Annotated in this window: 14 protein-coding genes; 2 read left to right on the top strand and 12 right to left on the bottom strand. The window is 68.4% G+C overall.

The genetic code is table 11. From position 1 onward, the window contains the following. Positions 1-30: 30 nt before the first annotated feature. The 10 genes from WT53_RS28210 to WT53_RS28165 all read right to left on the bottom strand — a co-directional run bounded on the left by WT53_RS28210 (position 31) and on the right by WT53_RS28165 (position 10,700). Positions 31-984 carry a hypothetical protein gene (locus tag WT53_RS28210; protein WP_034205750.1) on the bottom strand — a complete coding sequence of 318 codons (954 nt, stop codon included), beginning with the start codon at positions 982-984 and terminating at the stop codon, positions 31-33. 543 nt (positions 985-1,527) lie between these two features. Further along, complete coding sequence (locus tag WT53_RS28205) at positions 1,528-1,815, bottom strand: barstar family protein (protein WP_034205749.1); 288 nt, start codon at positions 1,813-1,815, stop codon at positions 1,528-1,530. Continuing rightward, positions 1,815-2,897: a MerR family transcriptional regulator gene (locus WT53_RS28200; RefSeq protein ID WP_034205748.1), complete on the bottom strand. Its 1,083-nt coding sequence runs from the start codon at positions 2,895-2,897 to the stop codon at positions 1,815-1,817. The genes WT53_RS28205 and WT53_RS28200 overlap by 1 nt, the downstream gene beginning before the upstream one ends. A gap of 82 nt (positions 2,898-2,979) precedes the next feature. Continuing rightward, positions 2,980-4,446, bottom strand: coding sequence for a xylulokinase (gene xylB / locus WT53_RS28195; RefSeq protein ID WP_034205747.1), 1,467 nt, complete (start codon positions 4,444-4,446; stop codon positions 2,980-2,982). Beyond that, positions 4,443-5,378 (bottom strand): AraC family transcriptional regulator, encoded by a 936-nt coding sequence (locus WT53_RS28190; protein WP_034205746.1) that lies wholly within the window; start codon positions 5,376-5,378, stop codon positions 4,443-4,445. The genes xylB and WT53_RS28190 overlap by 4 nt, the downstream gene beginning before the upstream one ends. 29 nt (positions 5,379-5,407) lie before the next feature. After that, on the bottom strand, positions 5,408-6,601 hold the full coding sequence (locus WT53_RS28185; protein WP_034205745.1) for an ABC transporter ATP-binding protein: 1,194 nt from the start codon (positions 6,599-6,601) through the stop codon (positions 5,408-5,410). A 3-nt stretch (positions 6,602-6,604) separates the two neighbouring features. Continuing rightward, positions 6,605-7,639, bottom strand: coding sequence for an NAD(P)-dependent alcohol dehydrogenase (locus WT53_RS28180; RefSeq protein WP_034205744.1), 1,035 nt, complete (start codon positions 7,637-7,639; stop codon positions 6,605-6,607). Between the two features lie 10 nt (positions 7,640-7,649). Further along, entirely contained in the window at positions 7,650-8,480 is an 831-nt protein-coding gene (locus WT53_RS28175; RefSeq protein ID WP_034205743.1) for a carbohydrate ABC transporter permease, read from the bottom strand. 11 nt (positions 8,481-8,491) lie between these two features. Beyond that, complete coding sequence (locus tag WT53_RS28170) at positions 8,492-9,451, bottom strand: carbohydrate ABC transporter permease (RefSeq protein WP_230624859.1); 960 nt, start codon at positions 9,449-9,451, stop codon at positions 8,492-8,494. Then, complete coding sequence (locus WT53_RS28165; protein WP_373558460.1) at positions 9,435-10,700, bottom strand: sugar ABC transporter substrate-binding protein; 1,266 nt, start codon at positions 10,698-10,700, stop codon at positions 9,435-9,437. Before WT53_RS28165 ends, WT53_RS28170 begins: the two co-directional genes overlap by 17 nt. A 282-nt stretch (positions 10,701-10,982) precedes the next feature. Between WT53_RS28165 and WT53_RS28160 the strand changes: the two genes are divergently transcribed. Next, positions 10,983-11,669 (top strand): hypothetical protein, encoded by a 687-nt coding sequence (locus WT53_RS28160; protein ID WP_034206285.1) that lies wholly within the window; start codon positions 10,983-10,985, stop codon positions 11,667-11,669. A 17-nt stretch (positions 11,670-11,686) separates the two neighbouring features. On the opposite strand, the gene WT53_RS28155 is transcribed toward WT53_RS28160, so the two are convergent. Further along, entirely contained in the window at positions 11,687-12,772 is a 1,086-nt protein-coding gene (locus WT53_RS28155) for an ATP-binding protein (RefSeq protein ID WP_034205741.1), read from the bottom strand. Continuing rightward, entirely contained in the window at positions 12,769-13,506 is a 738-nt protein-coding gene (locus WT53_RS28150; RefSeq protein WP_034205740.1) for a response regulator, read from the bottom strand. Before WT53_RS28150 ends, WT53_RS28155 begins: the two co-directional genes overlap by 4 nt. Positions 13,507-13,950: 444 nt before the next feature. Between WT53_RS28150 and WT53_RS28145 the strand changes: the two genes are divergently transcribed. Next, positions 13,951-15,435, top strand: a complete 1,485-nt coding sequence (locus WT53_RS28145; protein WP_034205739.1) for an FAD-dependent oxidoreductase — start codon at positions 13,951-13,953, stop codon at positions 15,433-15,435.

Genomic DNA, 15,435 nt, shown 5'->3' with positions numbered 1-15,435 from the left:
GTTGCGTCGCGCGCGAGGCTTCGACGTGGATCACAGGCCCGGCAACGGAATCTGCAGGCCGGCCGGGCGATGTTCGAGGACATCCGTGACCTCGTACTCGGTTTTTGCCCCGTCCGAAGTGTGCCACTGCTGCATACGGACGTTGCACAGGAGCACGTCCCCCTTGCTGAAACTGATCTGACTGTTGTTCACGCGCGACAGGAAGCCGGCATCCGTGATCGTCGCGTGAATCGTCGACGTGCCGTCGTACAGGCGCCATGTGTTGTCGTCCTTGAACGCAAGCGACACGATCGAGAACGCCATCTTGCGATGCTCGTCGAGCAGGAGCGCAGCGGTTGGCTCGGGCGCGTGAAACCATGGCATCTCGTCGCGGGTGACCGTCTCGTACACCTCCGTGTCGGTGCCGGCCGCGAACATCTCGATGCCGTCGCGCGCGAGCGGCGCAAGCACTTGCGCGGTTGCATGGCGAACGCGGACGTCGCGCAGCAGCGTGAGCACGGGCAGGTCGATTTCGAGGGCGTCGCCGTCGACGTGCAGCACCGCGGTGTGGTCCTGCATTCGCACATGGGTGATCTCGCGCCCGCGCAGCCATTTGAGGACCGCGAAAAGCCCGTTCCTCGCTCTTGGCGCGGCGATGCCGAGCGCGGTCAGAATCGTGACCGCATTGGCGAGCGCCGTGCCTTCGTTGCCGCTCAACAGATCGCGCATTCGGCCGAGCAGGGAGGTCGCGAGCGTGAAATCGATGCCGAAGCTGCCGGTCTTGAAGCTGCCCCGCACGTTCACCTGCGGCCGAACCTGATCGCCGCACAGCGCGCGCGTCGACGCATCGAGCAAATCGCCGAAGGCGAGCAGCGCGGGCGCGAGTTCGCGCACGTCCATCTCGGACGATTCGAGCGCGGGCCCGTCGTAGGTGACGCGAAATCGGCTCATCGCGTCGCAGGGGCCGATATCGGCCGGGCCGGTACTGTTTCCATTTGCGGTCATGTGGCGTGCTGGCAGGAAAGATGGACGATACCCGAAACGAACGCTTTCGGACGTCCTTCATGTTGAACGCGAATGACCGTTTGCGCGCGATTTTGGCCATCCGGACAAGACGACTCGCCGACGCGTCCCGATAGCGGCCGACAAGCAACGAACTTGTCCGATAGCGTCAATCCGGACGCGAATCCATGTCAGGTTGCTGCGACCATGAATCGGTTTGAAGCGCTGCGCACGTAGATCGGGGCAATGCAACGCCAATTGAACGGTGAGCGATTTCTCGCGCTTCGCATCTACCGGCGGGCTGTGTGCATCCATCAGTTATCGAGCATGGCGAGTCGGTCGATCGCTTACTGGTTGACCGAAAATCATGTGCCGTTACGCACGTTCATCGATAGAAGCCGAAGCGCCATGCAGGGGCGCCGGTGGTCCGGGCAGGTCCGATTGGGCGCACACCTATTTCGATACGATGGAAATGGCGCTCAATGCGCGGAAAAGGCGAGTCCGTAAGGAAGGGCCGCGCGATCTTGCGGCGCGCGGCGGGTTCGATCAGTCGTACTCGACACGGGATGCGAAGGCCGGATATTGCCGGGCCATGTTCTGCAGGCACTCGCGCATCAGCTTCGCGTCGCGGGGAAAGCGGCGTTCGAATTCCGACCAGCCTTTCAGCCGAAGAATGAGCGGCATATCGACGAGCGCGGTAATGGCGTCCCAGAACGCATCCCAGTTTCGTCCATACCAATCGGGGAAATTCAACCTCTTCATCAGCCGTACGTGCAACTGTTCGGTCGATTCGATATCGTCGAGTTCGATTTCTACCCGTTCTTCGCGCGCCATCACGTGCTCCGACGGGCAGATCGCGAAGTATTCGTTTCCTGCTCCGCACGAAGTATGGCGGCGCGCGCTTCCGGCCGCCGCGCAATCCGCTCCCGCACCTCCGGCGCCGCGAGGCACGTGGCCACGGCCTCATACCCCGGCGCGCCCGGGTAAGGCGCCACGCGCGCAGGCGGGCTGTGATTGGCCGGGCACAACAGGATGGTTTCGTCGGGGCCGACCGCTGCCAGATCGAGGATCGCCGTCGAGCGGGTCAGCAGGAACAGCGGCCGCATGCCGGCGGCCGCGCGTTCGCGTAGATGCGCGATCAATGCCCGTTGGGTGGCGCGGTCGAGGCCTTGTTCGATCATGTCGACGATCCGCACGCGCGGGCTTGCCGCTTCGAGGCTGACGAGCAGTGCGGTCAGCGCCGCCGACGGCGTCGCGCCGTTGTCGACGAGCAACGCCGACGTGCGGCCGACGCGCGACTTCAGTTCCGGATCGGCGCGCAATGCGTCGGATGCCGCGGCGCAATCGTCGTCCAGCCGATCGAGGCCGACGAACACGGCGCCGGGCAACGCATCGGCCAGCCGAAGCGCGAGCCGCGTCTTGCCGCTCCCCAGCGAACCGATGATGTAGTTCAACGGCCGGATATCGCGACACTCGAACCGTTCGCCGCCCCACGGCCACGGCAGATTGAACGCGACACCCGCGTCCGTTTCGCCGAGCAGCCGCGTCAGGTCGCCATCGGCCGGCATCCGGCCGCGCGTGAGGTCGGCGCGCATCGCGCGCACGCCGTCGAGCTTGCTCACGAGCGCCCGAATCCCGTGATCGAGCGCCGCTTCGTGAGCAGCCAGCACGGCGTCGAGATGGCGCGCGTCGCCGTCGAGAACGCCCGCCACCTGTGCGAGCCCGAGGCCGAGCTTGCGCAGCGCCGCGATGTCGGCGGCACGCGCGAGATCTTCCGGGCCGTACGCGCGGTATCCGGCCGGCGTGCGTGCCGGCGTGACGAGGCCCTGCCGCTCGTACAGCCGCAGCGCCTTGATCGAGACGCCGAGCCGCGCGGCGGCGGCCGATGCGTTCAAACGGGGTGTGTCCGTACCCATCCGTCACCTCTTTGCCGACGATTCGTTGCGCTCAGCATAAAGGCGATCCCAAGGGTCGGGTCAAGCGCGATCGCCCGAGCGTTCAGTCGGCGTCCTTGAACTCGTCCCGCAGCGCGCGATACAACCGCCGATAGCGCGCGAGCCGCCCCGCCAGCAGATCGGCCGACGCGGCATCGGGCACGACCGTCTCCGCGACGGGCGGCGCGACACAGACGTCCTCCAGCGTGTCGCCCGTCGCCGCGAGCCGCGCAAGGCGCGCTGCGCCGAGCGCCGCCCCGACCGCGCCGTCCGCATGGCGCTGCATCGCGAGCCCCGTCGCATTCGCGCACAGCCGCGCCCAGAACGCGCTCTTCGAACCGCCGCCGATGAACGACACCGCGTCGAGCGTCGTGCCGGCCGCGCGCAGCGCGTCGTAGCCGTCGGCCATCGCGAACGCGACGCCCTCCATCACCGCATACGCGAGATCGTCGGCATCGTGCTCGTTCGACAGCCCGAAGAACACGCCACGCGCATGCGCGTCGTTGTGCGGTGTGCGCTCCCCGCCGAGATACGGCAGGAACAGCGGCGCGCGAGCCGGATCGGCGCGTTCGGCGCGCGCCGCCAGCGCGCCGGCGGTCGTGCCCTGCGCGCGCGCGAGCCAGTCGAGGCTCGCGGCGGCCGACAGGATCACGCTCATCTGGTGCCAGCGCCCTTCGACGCAGTGACAGAACGCGTGCACGGCGGCGTCCGGGTTCGGCGCGAAGCGGTCGTTGCCGGCGAACAGCACGCCCGACGTGCCGAGCGACAGAAAGCCGCTGCCGGCGCCCGTGACGCCCATGCCGATCGCGGACGCCGCGTTGTCGCCGGCGCCGCCGGCGATCGTCACGGGCCCGGCGATACCCCACTCGCGCCGCAGCGCGTCGCGCAACTGCGCCGCGGCCGCGTTGCCTTCGACGAGGCGCGGCATCTGTGCGCGCGACAGGTCGGCCGCGGCGAGCATCCGGTCGGACCAGTCGCGGCGCGCACAGTCGAGCCACAGCGTGCCCGACGCGTCGGACAGGTCGGACACGAATTCGCCGGACAGGCGCCAGATCAGGTAGTCCTTCGGCAGCAGCACCTTGTGCACCGCGCGAAACACGGCCGGCTCGTATTTCGCGAGCCACAGCAGCTTCGGCGCGGTGAAGCCGGGCATCGCCATGTTGCCGGTGATCGCGCGCGATTCCGGCACCAGTGCCTCGAGCTCGACGCATTCGGTGCCGGCGCGCGTGTCGTTCCACAGGATCGCGGGGCGCAGCACCTGATCCGCGCGGTCGATCAGCGTCGCACCGTGCATCTGGCCGGACAGCGCGATGCCGCGCAGCGCGGCGAAGCCGGCCGGGTGCGCGGCGCGCACCGACGCGATCGCGTCGAGCATCGCGTGCCACCACGCCTGCGGGCTTTGTTCGGACCAGCGCGGATGCGGCCGGCTGATCGACAGCGTGGCCGAGCCGGTCGCGAGCGGGGCCGACCGGGAATCGGTGAGGAGAACCTTGACCTCGGACGTACCGAGATCGATGCCGAGATATGTCACGTATGAAGCGTCCTGTCTGGGGCGCGCGGCGGCGCGCGTCGCGGGGGCGGCGCGTCGTCGCGGCCGTGCGGTTCGTTGAGCCGGTGCAGCGCGCGGAACTTCGACGGCGGCACCTGCTTCATCGCGAGAAACTGACGGTTGAAGTTCGACAGGTTGTTGAAGCCAACCCGGTAGCAGATGTCGGTCACCGTCAGGTCGGAAAACATCAGCAGCTCGCAGGCCTCGTTGATGCGCAGCCGGTTCAGGTAGCGCACGAACGACGAGCCGGTGTGACGCCGGAAAAACCGCGTGAAGGTGCTGACGCTCATGCCGGCGAACGCGGCGACGTCGGTTTCGCGCAGCATGCCGGGCAGGTTCTGCTGCAGGTACGACAGCACCTGGTTGATGGTCGACGACATGTAGTGCTGCGCGTCGCTGCGGTAGCCGGGCCCCGCGAGCACGCGCCGCTCGCGGCACGACGACAGCCGGTCGAACAGCGACATCAGGATCTCGACGCGCCGGCAGCCGTGCGCGTTCGCGAGTTCGAGCATCAGCGGCGCGACCTCGATGCCCACGCGGTCGGGAAACTGCACGCCGCGCGCCGCGTCGTCGATCAGGTCGATCACCGGCTGCAATTCGCTGAACGCGCCGACCATCTTCTCGATCGCATCGCGCGAGAACTGCAGCACGACGTCGCGCGACGGCACGCGTTCGCCGTCGGCGAGCTCGCTGACCCAGTTGTGCGGCAGATTCGGCCCGGTGACGATCAGGTTGCCGGGGCCGAAATCGCCGATGTGGTCGCCGACGAACACCTTGCCGCGCGACGCCTGGATCAGGTGAATCTCGTACTCCGGATGGAAGTGCCACTTCGCGACCGAATGCGGATAGTCGTGGACCCACGCGCGGAACGATTCGTCGCGGTGGGTGGGAACGATCTCGAGATCCGGGTTCATCGTGTGCTCCGTCGGGGCAGGCCGGCGTGCTACGAACGGGACGTCGACCAGCCCGTCGCGGCAGGCGGCGTGGCGCGCGTCGCGGCCGCCGGCGCCGCCGCGTGCGCGATCGGGTTCGCATCCGGCAGCGCGACGTTGCGCTCGGTGCCGGCGTCGAACAGATGCAGGGCTTCTTCGTCGAAGCGCAACGCTACCACGGCGCCCGGCGCTGGAGCCATCGGGGCCGGCACGAGGGCCGCGCACGGCTGGCCGCGCCAGTCCAGCGTGACGAGCGCCTCGGCGCCGAGCAATTCGACGAGTTCGACCGTGCCGGTCAGCGCGAGCGTGCCCGGGGTCGGATCGCCTTCGGAGACGAGCCGCAGGTGGTTCGGGCGAATCGCGGCCTTCACCTGCCGGCCGTCCTGCAGCCGCGCGAAGCGTGAGGACGCGAGCGGCCAGCGCGTGCCGTTGCAGTCGAGCAGCACGGTCGTGCCGACGCGCGCGATCGTGCCGTCCGCGAAGTTCATCGCGGGCGTGCCGACGAACCCGGCCGCGAACACGGTATGCGGCTGGCCGTACAACTCGGCCGGCGTGCCGATCTGCTCGATGCGGCCGCCGCGCATCAGCACGACGCGATCGGCGAGCGTCATCGCTTCGAGTTGGTCGTGCGTGACGTACAGCGTGGTCGTCTTCAACTGCCGATGCAGCCGCTTGATGTCGCCGCGCAACTGCGTGCGCAACTTCGCGTCGAGATTCGACAACGGCTCGTCGAACAGGAACACGTCGGGCGTCTTGATCATCGCGCGCGCGATCGCCGCGCGCTGCTGCTGGCCGCCCGACATCGCGCGCGGACGGCGCTCGAGCAGCGCGTCGAGGCTCAGGATGCGCGCGACGTCGCGCACGCGGCGGTCGATCTCGTCGGCCGGCACCTTCAGGCGCCGCAGGCCGAACGCGATGTTGTCGTACACCGTCATGTGCGGATACAGCGCATAGTTCTGGAACACCATCGCGACATTGCGCTCGCGCGGCGGCAGGTCGTTGACGACCGCGTCGCCGATCGCGAGCTCGCCGCCGGTGATCGCCTCGAGGCCCGCGATCATTCGCAACATCGTCGACTTGCCGCAGCCGGACGGGCCGAGCAGCACGATGAATTCGCCGTCGGCGATCTCGAGGTCGAGCGGATGCAGCACGGCGGGGCCGCCGTCGTAGTGCTTCGACAATGCGTGACAGACGATTCGGGCCATGGCTCAATCCATTTCGATCTGAATCTTGACGTCGCGCGGCTGCCCGCTCGCCGCTTCCTCGAATGCGCGCACGCCTTCGGAAAACGGGAACGTGCGCGAGATGAACGGCTTCACGTCGATCGCGCCGGATGCGATCAGCGCGAGCGCGCGCGGGAAGATGTTCGCGTAGCGGAACACCGATTCGATGCGGCCTTCCTTCGCCTGCAGCGCGACCACGTCGAGCGGCACCGGCGCCACCGGCATCCCGATCAGCACCGCGCAGCCACCGGGGCAGATCAGATCGACGAGGCCCGCATACGCGTTCGCGCTGCCGCTTGCCTCGAACACGACGTCCGCGCCCCAGCCGCCCGATGCGTCGGCCACCGCGTCGGCGAGCGGCTGCGTGCGCACGTCGACGGTCGTGACGGCCGGATTGCCGGCGAACAGCGCGAGCTTGTCCGGCACGACGTCGGCGAGGATCACGCGCGCGGCGCCGCCGGCAAGTGCGGCGAGCGCCGTCATCGCGCCGATCGTGCCGGCGCCGATCACGACCGCGAGGTCGCCCGGCTTCATCGCCGCCTTCTTCGCGGCCTGCAGGCCGATCGACAGCGGCTCGACGATCGCGCCTTCGGCGAACGACACGTTGTCGGGCAGCCGGTACGTGAACGCGGCCGGATGCACGACGAACGGCGTCAGGCAGCCGTGGACCGGCGGCGTCGCCCAGAAGCGCACGTCGGGATCGAGGTTGTAGAGCCCGCGCAGCGTCGCGGGCGAATCGAGGCGCGGCACTCCTGGCTCCATGCACACGCGGTCGCCGACGCGCAGGTGCGTGACGTCGGCGCCGGTCTCGACGACGGTGCCGGACGCTTCGTGACCGAGCACCATCGGCGCATCGACGCGGAACGGGCCGATTCCGCCGTGAACGTAGTAATGCACGTCGCTGCCGCAGACGCCGACCGTATGGACCTTGATCCGGACGTCGCCGGGGCCGACCTCTTGCGGCAGGTCGATGTCGCGCAGCGCGAGCTCGCGCGTGCGTTCGAGTACGAGCGCTTTCAACGTGTTCTCCTTATTTTCCCTTGACGATCGAATTGAGCAGCCGGCTCAGCATGCCGACGAATACGAGCGGCGGCAGCGCGAGCAGCACCGTCGACGCGTTGATCACGCCCCACGGCACTTCCTGGCCGAGCGACGTGAACGCGGACGCGACCACCGGCAGCGTCGCGCTGCGCGACGACGTGAGCGCGAGCGCGATCATCAGTTCGTTCCACACCAGTACGAAGCTGAACACGATGCCGCCGAGCAGCGTGCTCGCGCACACCGGCAGCGCGATGTGCCAGAACACCGCGTACGGGCCGTAGCCGTCGAGCGCGGCGGCTTCCTCGATTTCGCGCGGCAGCCGACGAAAGACGGGAATCGACAGCCACGTGATGGTCGACAGCGTGACGAGCAGGTACGTGACGATCATCGACAGCTTCGTGTCGTACAGCCCGAGATCGACCCAGATCGCGATCAGCGGCAGCGCGACCGCGACGGGCGGCAAAAAGCGCAGCGACAGCAGGAAGAACTGGATGTCGCGCTTGCCGCGCACGGGGTATCGCGCGATCGCATACGCGGCCGGCACGCCGAGCAGCGCGCCGATCAGCACGGCCGCGCCGACGATCGCGATGCTGTTGCCGAGGCTGATCAATACTTCGGGGCTCGACAGCACCTGTTCGTAGTTCGCGAGCGTCGGCGTGAAGAAGAAGCGCGGCGTCGGCGTGACGATGTCGAGCAGGTGCTTGAGCGAATTGAGCACGGCCCAGAACAGCGGGAACGCGGCGACGATCAGGATCGCGCCGGCGATCGCGACGGTGGACACGGTGGCGGCAGGGCCGCGGCGAGCCATTCGGCGAGCCATTCGGCGTGCCGTCAGTCGTCCCATTTGTTGACCCTCTTCCAGATGAGCGTGAAGACGAGCGTGGTCGCGACCATCATCAGCACGGCCATGCCCGACGCATACGACACCTTGCCGGCGAGGCCGATGCCCTGCTGGTACGCGTAGAGATCGAGCGTTTCGGTCGCGATGCCGGGGCCGCCCTTGGTCATCACGTAGATCAGGTCGAACGAGCGCAGCGATTCGACCATCTTGATGAACACGAGGCTCACGAGCGGCGCCTTGAGCATCGGCAGCGCGATGTACGCATGCACCTGCCACGTCGTCGCGTAGTCGAGCCGCGCGGCTTCGAGCGGCTCGGGCGGCAGCGTCTCCAGCAGCTTCAGGATCACGACCGCGAAGAACAGTCCCCACTGCCACACGTCGACGAGCGCGACCGCATACAGCGCAAGATGCGGATCGGCGAGAAACGCGGTGTGCTCGACGCCGAGCGTGCCGAGCAGCCAGCTCAGGATCCCGGTGAGCGGCGCGTACATGAACTTCCAGATGAACGCGGCCGACACGCGCGGCAGCAGCACCGGCATGATCAGCACCAGCGACGCGACACGGCGCCAGCGACCGTGCACGCGCTCGAACAGGAACACCGCGAGCGCGATGCCGACCAGCACCGCGCCGGCGACCGTGACGACTTCCCACAGCACCGACACCTCGATCGCGTTCAGGAAGCGCCGGTCCGACGCGAGCCGGACGAAGTTGCGCAGGCCGACGTATTCGCTGTCCGGGTAGCGCAGCACGCGGTTGCGCAACGCGAGGTTGATCGCGGCGATCGTCGGGACGAGGCTCAGGACCGCGAGCAGCGCGAGCGTCGGCGCGAGGAACACCCACGGCAGGCTCGTGCGGTCGCGGCGCGCGCCGGCGCGGCGGGCCGAGGACGGGGAAGGGGCGGGGCGGACGCCGAGCGCGCGTCCGCCGGCGCCGTCATTTGCGAGCGACATGTTCGAGCGCGTCCTTCGCGTACTGGTCCGCGTCGTCGAGCGTGCCGCGGATGTCCGTCTGCGTGCCGGTGAACACTTGTTCGAGCGCGATGCCGAGGTTGTCGCCGATATCCGGCCACTGCGGCGTACGCCAGATCGTCACCTGCGTGACGGGGTTGGTGTCGTTCAGCCCGGCCTGGATCTGCGGCGCGACGTGTTGCTTGAAGTACGGGCTGCCGATCGTGCTCGAGCGGTTGTAGTCGCTGAACACGCCGTTGCGCAGCCGTGCCTGCTCCTGGTCCTTGCTGGTCGCCCATGCGATGAAGCGGCCGGCGGCCATGCGCGTGCAGTCGTCCTTCGCGCCGACGGCCGAGATCGCGAAGCCGTGGCCGTACGCGGCCGACGGCAGCGGCGCGGGCGGCCGCGTGTAGCCGACCTTGCCGGCCACGCTCGACTTGCTCGCGTCTTCCATCCAGTCCGCGAACGGCGTCGACTCGATCATGAACGCGACCTTGCCGGAGCGGAACGCTTCGAGCGCGTTGCTCCAGTCGTAGGTGGCGGCGCCCGGCGGCGCGTACTTGAACAGGTCGCCGTAGAGCTGCGTGGCCTTCACGGCGGCCGGCGAATTGAACGCGGGCTGGCCGCCCTTGTCGGTCCACGTGCCGCCCATGCCGAGCATGAACGGCGACCAGCGCCACACGTTCATCCCCGAGCCGCGCTGGCCGCGCGCGACCCAGCCGTACAGCTTCGGCGGCGCGTTGAGCTTCTTGATCGCGGCGACGAGCTGGTCGAGCGTCTTCGGCACGGGGATGTGCGCGGCGTCGAGCAGGTCGCGGCGGTAGAACAGGAAGTCGCCGCCGCCGATCAGCGGCGCGAAGTACGCGACGCCGTTGTAGCTCGCGACCGCGCGGCGGCCGGGCAGGAAGTCGTCGTAGTCGTATTCCTTCGGGTAGTACTTGAGGAGCGGCACGATCCAGTTGGCCGACGCGAATTCGGCGACGTTCGCCTCGTCGACGTAGTAGATCTGGTAGGAGCCCGCGCCGGTCGACGCGTCGAGCCGCGATTTCGCGCGGCGGTCGTTCTCGCCGAAATAGCTGATCTCGACCTTCGTGCCGCTCTTCTTCTCGTAGTCGGCCAGCGATTTCTCCATCACCGACAGGCCGAGGCTCTTCTGCGCGAGCACCCGAAGGGTCGGCACCTTGCAGACCTGCGCGGCCGCGACGCCCGGCAGACAGGCGCCGAGCAGCACGCCGGCTGCGACGATTCGCATCTTGTTCACCCGTGTCTCCTTGATTCTGCTTGTTCGAATGCCGCCGATGACGGCAGGAACAATGGTGTGACGCGGGCGATGCGATCACCACATCAAAAGAGTTCGCGAACCGATACTTTTTGCTCAGGTTGGGTCGTGCGATGCACAAAATGTGGTGGTCGGGCGGTGGAGCGCCCTTTCGCGCCGCGCCGTGCATCTGGGAGAATGCGGCTGCGGCCGTGCGGATTCACGGCCCGCGTGCCGGCCGTCGCCGACACGGTGCGAGATTCGACAGGTGGGAAATTGACCGACAACGACGAACTTTCGCTGCGCCCGGAGAGCCGCTTCTGGCAGCTCGCGCCGGTGAGATGGTGGATCCGCGGGCACGGCCGCGACGGCTATTCGTTCCGCCTGCTGCTGTGTCCGCTCGCGATCGTGTTCGTGCTGGAATTCGTCTGCGTAATGGCCGGCGCGCTGTACACCAGCATCGCGATCAGCGCGGTCGCGACGCTGTTCCTCGGCATCGCCGGTTTCTACGGTGCGCAGCGCGAATGGCTGATGACGTCCGAGACCGCGCGCGCACTCGTGAAGGCGCTCATGAAGAAGGCGGCCGAGCGGCTCGCGTCGCTCGGCGTCGGTGCCACCGTGCTCGCGATCTTCGTCGCCGCGACGTCGCTGTCGCTCGTGATGTCGGGCCAGCCGGTGCTGGACAGCGTGTCGAAGGACGCGGTGTCGATCTTCATCGCGCTGGCGTTCCTGCCCGTGTACGTGTCCGGCGCGGTACGCAAGCTGGCGATCGCGCGGATCGAGGAGCTTGAGGCGTTGCGCCACGCGACCGTCGGCACGCGGCTGACATTCGACCGCGCCGGCGCCGTGCGCGCGGTGATCGTGCAGGGCGCGGCCGGCAAAGGGAGGGTATCGGTGATGGAGTACACGGTGCTCGGCTTTCGCCCACCGCTCGAACAGGTCGGGCGCGAACCGCGCGCATGAGCGGCAAGGCCCGCGCGTCAGGTCGGGAAGCGCTCGCCGTCGGCCGCCGGCACGAGATCGTCGGGCCACTGCACGTCGAACCGCGTGCCGCCCGCGCCGGTCGGCACGCACAGCGCTTCGCCGCGATGCGCATGCGCGATCGCCGCGACGACGGCGAGCCCGAGGCCGGTGCCGCCGGGTTGCGACTCGTCGACGCGCCGGAACGCCTGGAACACGTGCGGCGCGAACTCGGCGGGAATGCCCGGGCCGTCGTCCTCGACGCGCAGCCGGCACAATCCGTTCTCGATGCGCGTCTGGATCCGGATCGCGCCGGGCACCGCATGGCGGCGTGCGTTCTCCAGCAGCGCGAGCAACGCCTGGCGCATGCGGACCGGGTCGCAGCGCATGCGACGCGGGTCGAGATCGAGTTCCGGATGCTGGCCGGCGGCCTGCAGCGCGTGCGCGAACACGTCGACCACGGCGCGCACTTCGGCGGCGAGATCGGTGTCGCGGATCTCGATGTTCAGGTGGCCGCTGTCGGCGAGGCTGACCACGCGCAGATCCTCGATCAGCCGCGTCAGCCCTTCGACCTGCGCGAGCAGGCTGCGGTACAGCGCGTCGCTCGGCGTGAACACGCCTTCGGCAAGCCCCTGCAGCCGGCCGCGCAGCACGGTCACGGGCGTGCGCAGCTCGTGCGCGATCGCCGCGTTCCAGAAGGTTTGCTCGTCGGTCACGCGCTGCAGTTCGCTCGCGAGCGCGTTGAAGTTGTCGGCGAGCAGCGCCGCTTCCTTCAACGAACGGTCGCCGGCGACCGCGCGTGCGCCGAGATCGCCGCGCGCGACGCGGCGGATGCTGTCCGTCACCGAATTCAGCGGCACGAGGATGCGGCGCGACAGGTTGATCGCGACGATGACGGCAATCAGCAGGCCGACCAGCGTGGTCGAGATGATCCACACCCACTCCGGCCCGCTCGGGAGCCAGCTCTGCGGCTGGAACGACTCCGGCGAGTACTGGTACAGCAGGTAGTAGAACGCATAGGCCGTCACGACGATCAGCACCGTGATGCCGAAGGCGATCGCGCCCATCGTCAGCGCGATCTGGCGGCTCAGGCCATCGAGTCTCACTCGCCGCTCCACAGTTTGTAGCCGACGCCGCGCACGCTGGCCGGCACGCCCGCGACGCCGAGATCGTCGAGTTTCTTGCGCAGCTTGCTGACGTGGCTGTCGACCGTGCGCTCCAGCGCGTCGCCTTCCGGCAGGCAGGTCGCCATCAGCTCGGCGCGGCTGAACACGCGGCGCGGCGCGCGCGCGAGCTGCGCGAGCAGCTTGAATTCGGTGAGCGTCAGCACGAGCGTGTGGCGCGCGCCGTCGACTTCGACCGTCGCTTCGTGGTGCTCGAGATCGATCTCGAACGGCGCGGCGCGCAGCACGCGCTGCTCTTCCTGGCGCGAGCCGCCCATCGACCGGCGCAGCACCGCCTGGGCGCGCGCGACGACTTCGGCCGGGTTGAACGGCTTGACCACGTAGTCGTCGGCGCCGATGCGCAGCCCGGTCAGCTTGTCGATGTCCTGGTCGAGCGCGGTCAGCATGATGACCGGCGTATCGCCGCGATGGCGGATCTCGGCGAGCACCTTCCAGCCGTCGACGTGTGGCATCTGCACGTCGAGCAGCACGAGGTCGGGCTTCAGCGACAGGTGGAGTTCGAGCGCGCGGCGGCCGTCGGCGGCGTGCACGGTACGCAGGCCGTTGCGCGCGAAATAGGCGGTCAGGATCTCGGCGATCTCGGGTTCGTCCTCGGCGATGAGGACGAGCGCCTGTGCGCGCTGGCCGGCGCCGGGAGATGAAGAAAATTCGGGCATGGCCACTCGTTCGGATCTATCGGGGTTCCATCGAATCGCCATACTACCGCACGGCCCGCGCAACCGAACGGAGACGGGCGAGACCGGGTCGATCGCCGTTGCGTGCGCCGGCATTCCGCGACCTTTCGGAAGCGCTGCGATGCATTGCCCGACAGGGGAATACCCTGTCTTTTTTTTTCGATCTTGTTTTATGTATCATGACCTAACTTTTGCAACATGTACTAATTAGAAGCGCCGGAAAATCCATATCGGTACGGAGCAGTACGGCGTGTGTCCAGGCAGGAATGCGAACCGGATTCGCGCGCCCCGTCCGAGGGGCGCTCGGGCCGGCGGCAGGTGAAGCGGATCGGGATCGCATCCCGTCGTCAGACTCCGCGCGAACGATGGCCGCTTCCCGGCACGGGGGCCGGCGTTCGCGCCCATTGCAGGCGTCATTTACCGATCATGTCCAGGAAGTCATCCATCAGCGGGTCGGCCGACCTGCAGCGCAGGCAGTGGCTCAAGGTCGCGGGTGCGTCGGTCGCGGCGGGCGGTCTTGCACTCGGCGCCGCGCGGGCGAAGGCCGATTCGGCGCCTGTCGCGGGCCAGGACGGCGACGTCGTCGATGTCGCGATCGTCGGCGCCGGGCTGGCCGGCCTGACGGCCGCGCGCGACCTGCGCTACGCGGGCTGCGAATCCTTCGTCGTGCTGGAGGCGCGCGACCGCGTGGGCGGCCGCACGCTGAACTACGACGTCGGCGGCGGCTTCGTGACCGAAGTCGGCGGCCAGTGGATCGGCCCGGGCCAGACGGCGATCGCCGATCTCGCCCGCGAGCTGGAAGTCGGCACGTTCCCGAGCTACTACGCGGGCAAGACGGTGATCCTCGGCGGCGACGGGCGCGCCGAGATCGACCTGGCTGGCACCTTCGGCACCGACGAGGCCGTCGCGGCGAAGCTCGGCAAGTTGTCGCGCGACGTGCCGTCCGGTGCGCCGTGGACGTCGCCGAAGGTCGGCGAGCTCGACCGGCTGTCGGTCGGCGACTGGCTCGCGACACAGGGCATCAAGGCGGAAGACCGGATGGGCTGGAACGCATCGATCTCGCTGTCGGGCGGCGTCGCGCCGGCGAAGATGGGGCTGCTGCACTTCCTGTCGATGATCAACTCCGCCGATTGCGATTACGCGCAGCTCGACTCGATCAAGCACAGCGCACAGGAAACGCGGTTCGTCGGCGGCTCGCAGCGCCTGAGCATCCGGATGGCGCAGCAACTGGGCGACAAGGTGCGGCTGTCGTCGCCGGTGCGGCGGATCGTCGGCTGGGATCGCGACGTCGTCACGTTGCAGACCGATCGCGGCACGGTGCGCGCGAAAAAGGTCGTGATGGCGCTTCACCCGGCGCTGTGCCACCAGGTGCAGTTCGATCCGCCGTTGCCTGAAAGGCGCCACGCGCTGCAGCGCGCATGGCCGGCCCATTCGCCGGCGCGCAAGACGGCGATGGTCTATCGCCGCCCGTTCTGGCGCGACAAGGGCTTGAACGGCCACATCTTCCAGACCGACGGGCCGATCTTCTGGGCTTACGACAATTCGCCGCCGGGCGGCGAGATCGGCGTGATCAACGCATTCGTCCGGAATGCGCTGATGCCGTCGGATCCGCAGGCCGCGCAGCAGATGCACATGGATCTCTATGCGCAGGCGTGGGGCGACGAAGCGCGTGCGCCGGTGTCGTACCACGATCGCGACTGGGGGCTCGCCGACCCGTGGACGATCACGTGCGTGTCGGCGATCCCGCCCGGCTTCTGGAGCGCGCACGGCGACGCGCTGCGCGCGCCGTGCGGCAACCTGATCTGGTCGGGCACCGAGACCGCGAACATCTGGGCCGGCTACATGGACGGCGCCGTGCGCGCCGGTCACCAAAGCGCGCTTCAGGCGCTCAATGCGCTGCGTCGTGCTTAG

This window comes from Burkholderia sp. MSMB2157WGS (assembly GCF_001532755.1).
Lineage (GTDB): Bacteria > Pseudomonadota > Gammaproteobacteria > Burkholderiales > Burkholderiaceae > Burkholderia.
This window is presented reverse-complemented; position numbering and strand designations above follow the sequence as displayed.

What these genes read in the sequence shown, in the direction of transcription:
- WT53_RS28210 (WP_034205750.1), bottom strand. Translation starts at nt 984, where the DNA reads ATGACCGCAAATGGAAACAGTACCGGCCCGGCCGATATCGGCCCCTGC.
- WT53_RS28205 (WP_034205749.1), bottom strand. Translation starts at nt 1,815, where the DNA reads ATGGCGCGCGAAGAACGGGTAGAAATCGAACTCGACGATATCGAATCG.
- WT53_RS28200 (WP_034205748.1), bottom strand. Translation starts at nt 2,897, where the DNA reads ATGGGTACGGACACACCCCGTTTGAACGCATCGGCCGCCGCCGCGCGG.
- WT53_RS28190 (WP_034205746.1), bottom strand. Translation starts at nt 5,378, where the DNA reads ATGAACCCGGATCTCGAGATCGTTCCCACCCACCGCGACGAATCGTTC.
- WT53_RS28185 (WP_034205745.1), bottom strand. Translation starts at nt 6,601, where the DNA reads ATGGCCCGAATCGTCTGTCACGCATTGTCGAAGCACTACGACGGCGGC.
- WT53_RS28175 (WP_034205743.1), bottom strand. Translation starts at nt 8,480, where the DNA reads ATGGCTCGCCGAATGGCTCGCCGCGGCCCTGCCGCCACCGTGTCCACC.
- WT53_RS28170 (WP_230624859.1), bottom strand. Translation starts at nt 9,451, where the DNA reads ATGTCGCTCGCAAATGACGGCGCCGGCGGACGCGCGCTCGGCGTCCGC.
- WT53_RS28165 (WP_373558460.1), bottom strand. Translation starts at nt 10,700, where the DNA reads ATGCGAATCGTCGCAGCCGGCGTGCTGCTCGGCGCCTGTCTGCCGGGC.
- WT53_RS28150 (WP_034205740.1), bottom strand. Translation starts at nt 13,506, where the DNA reads ATGCCCGAATTTTCTTCATCTCCCGGCGCCGGCCAGCGCGCACAGGCG.
- WT53_RS28145 (WP_034205739.1), top strand. Translation starts at nt 13,951, where the DNA reads ATGTCCAGGAAGTCATCCATCAGCGGGTCGGCCGACCTGCAGCGCAGG.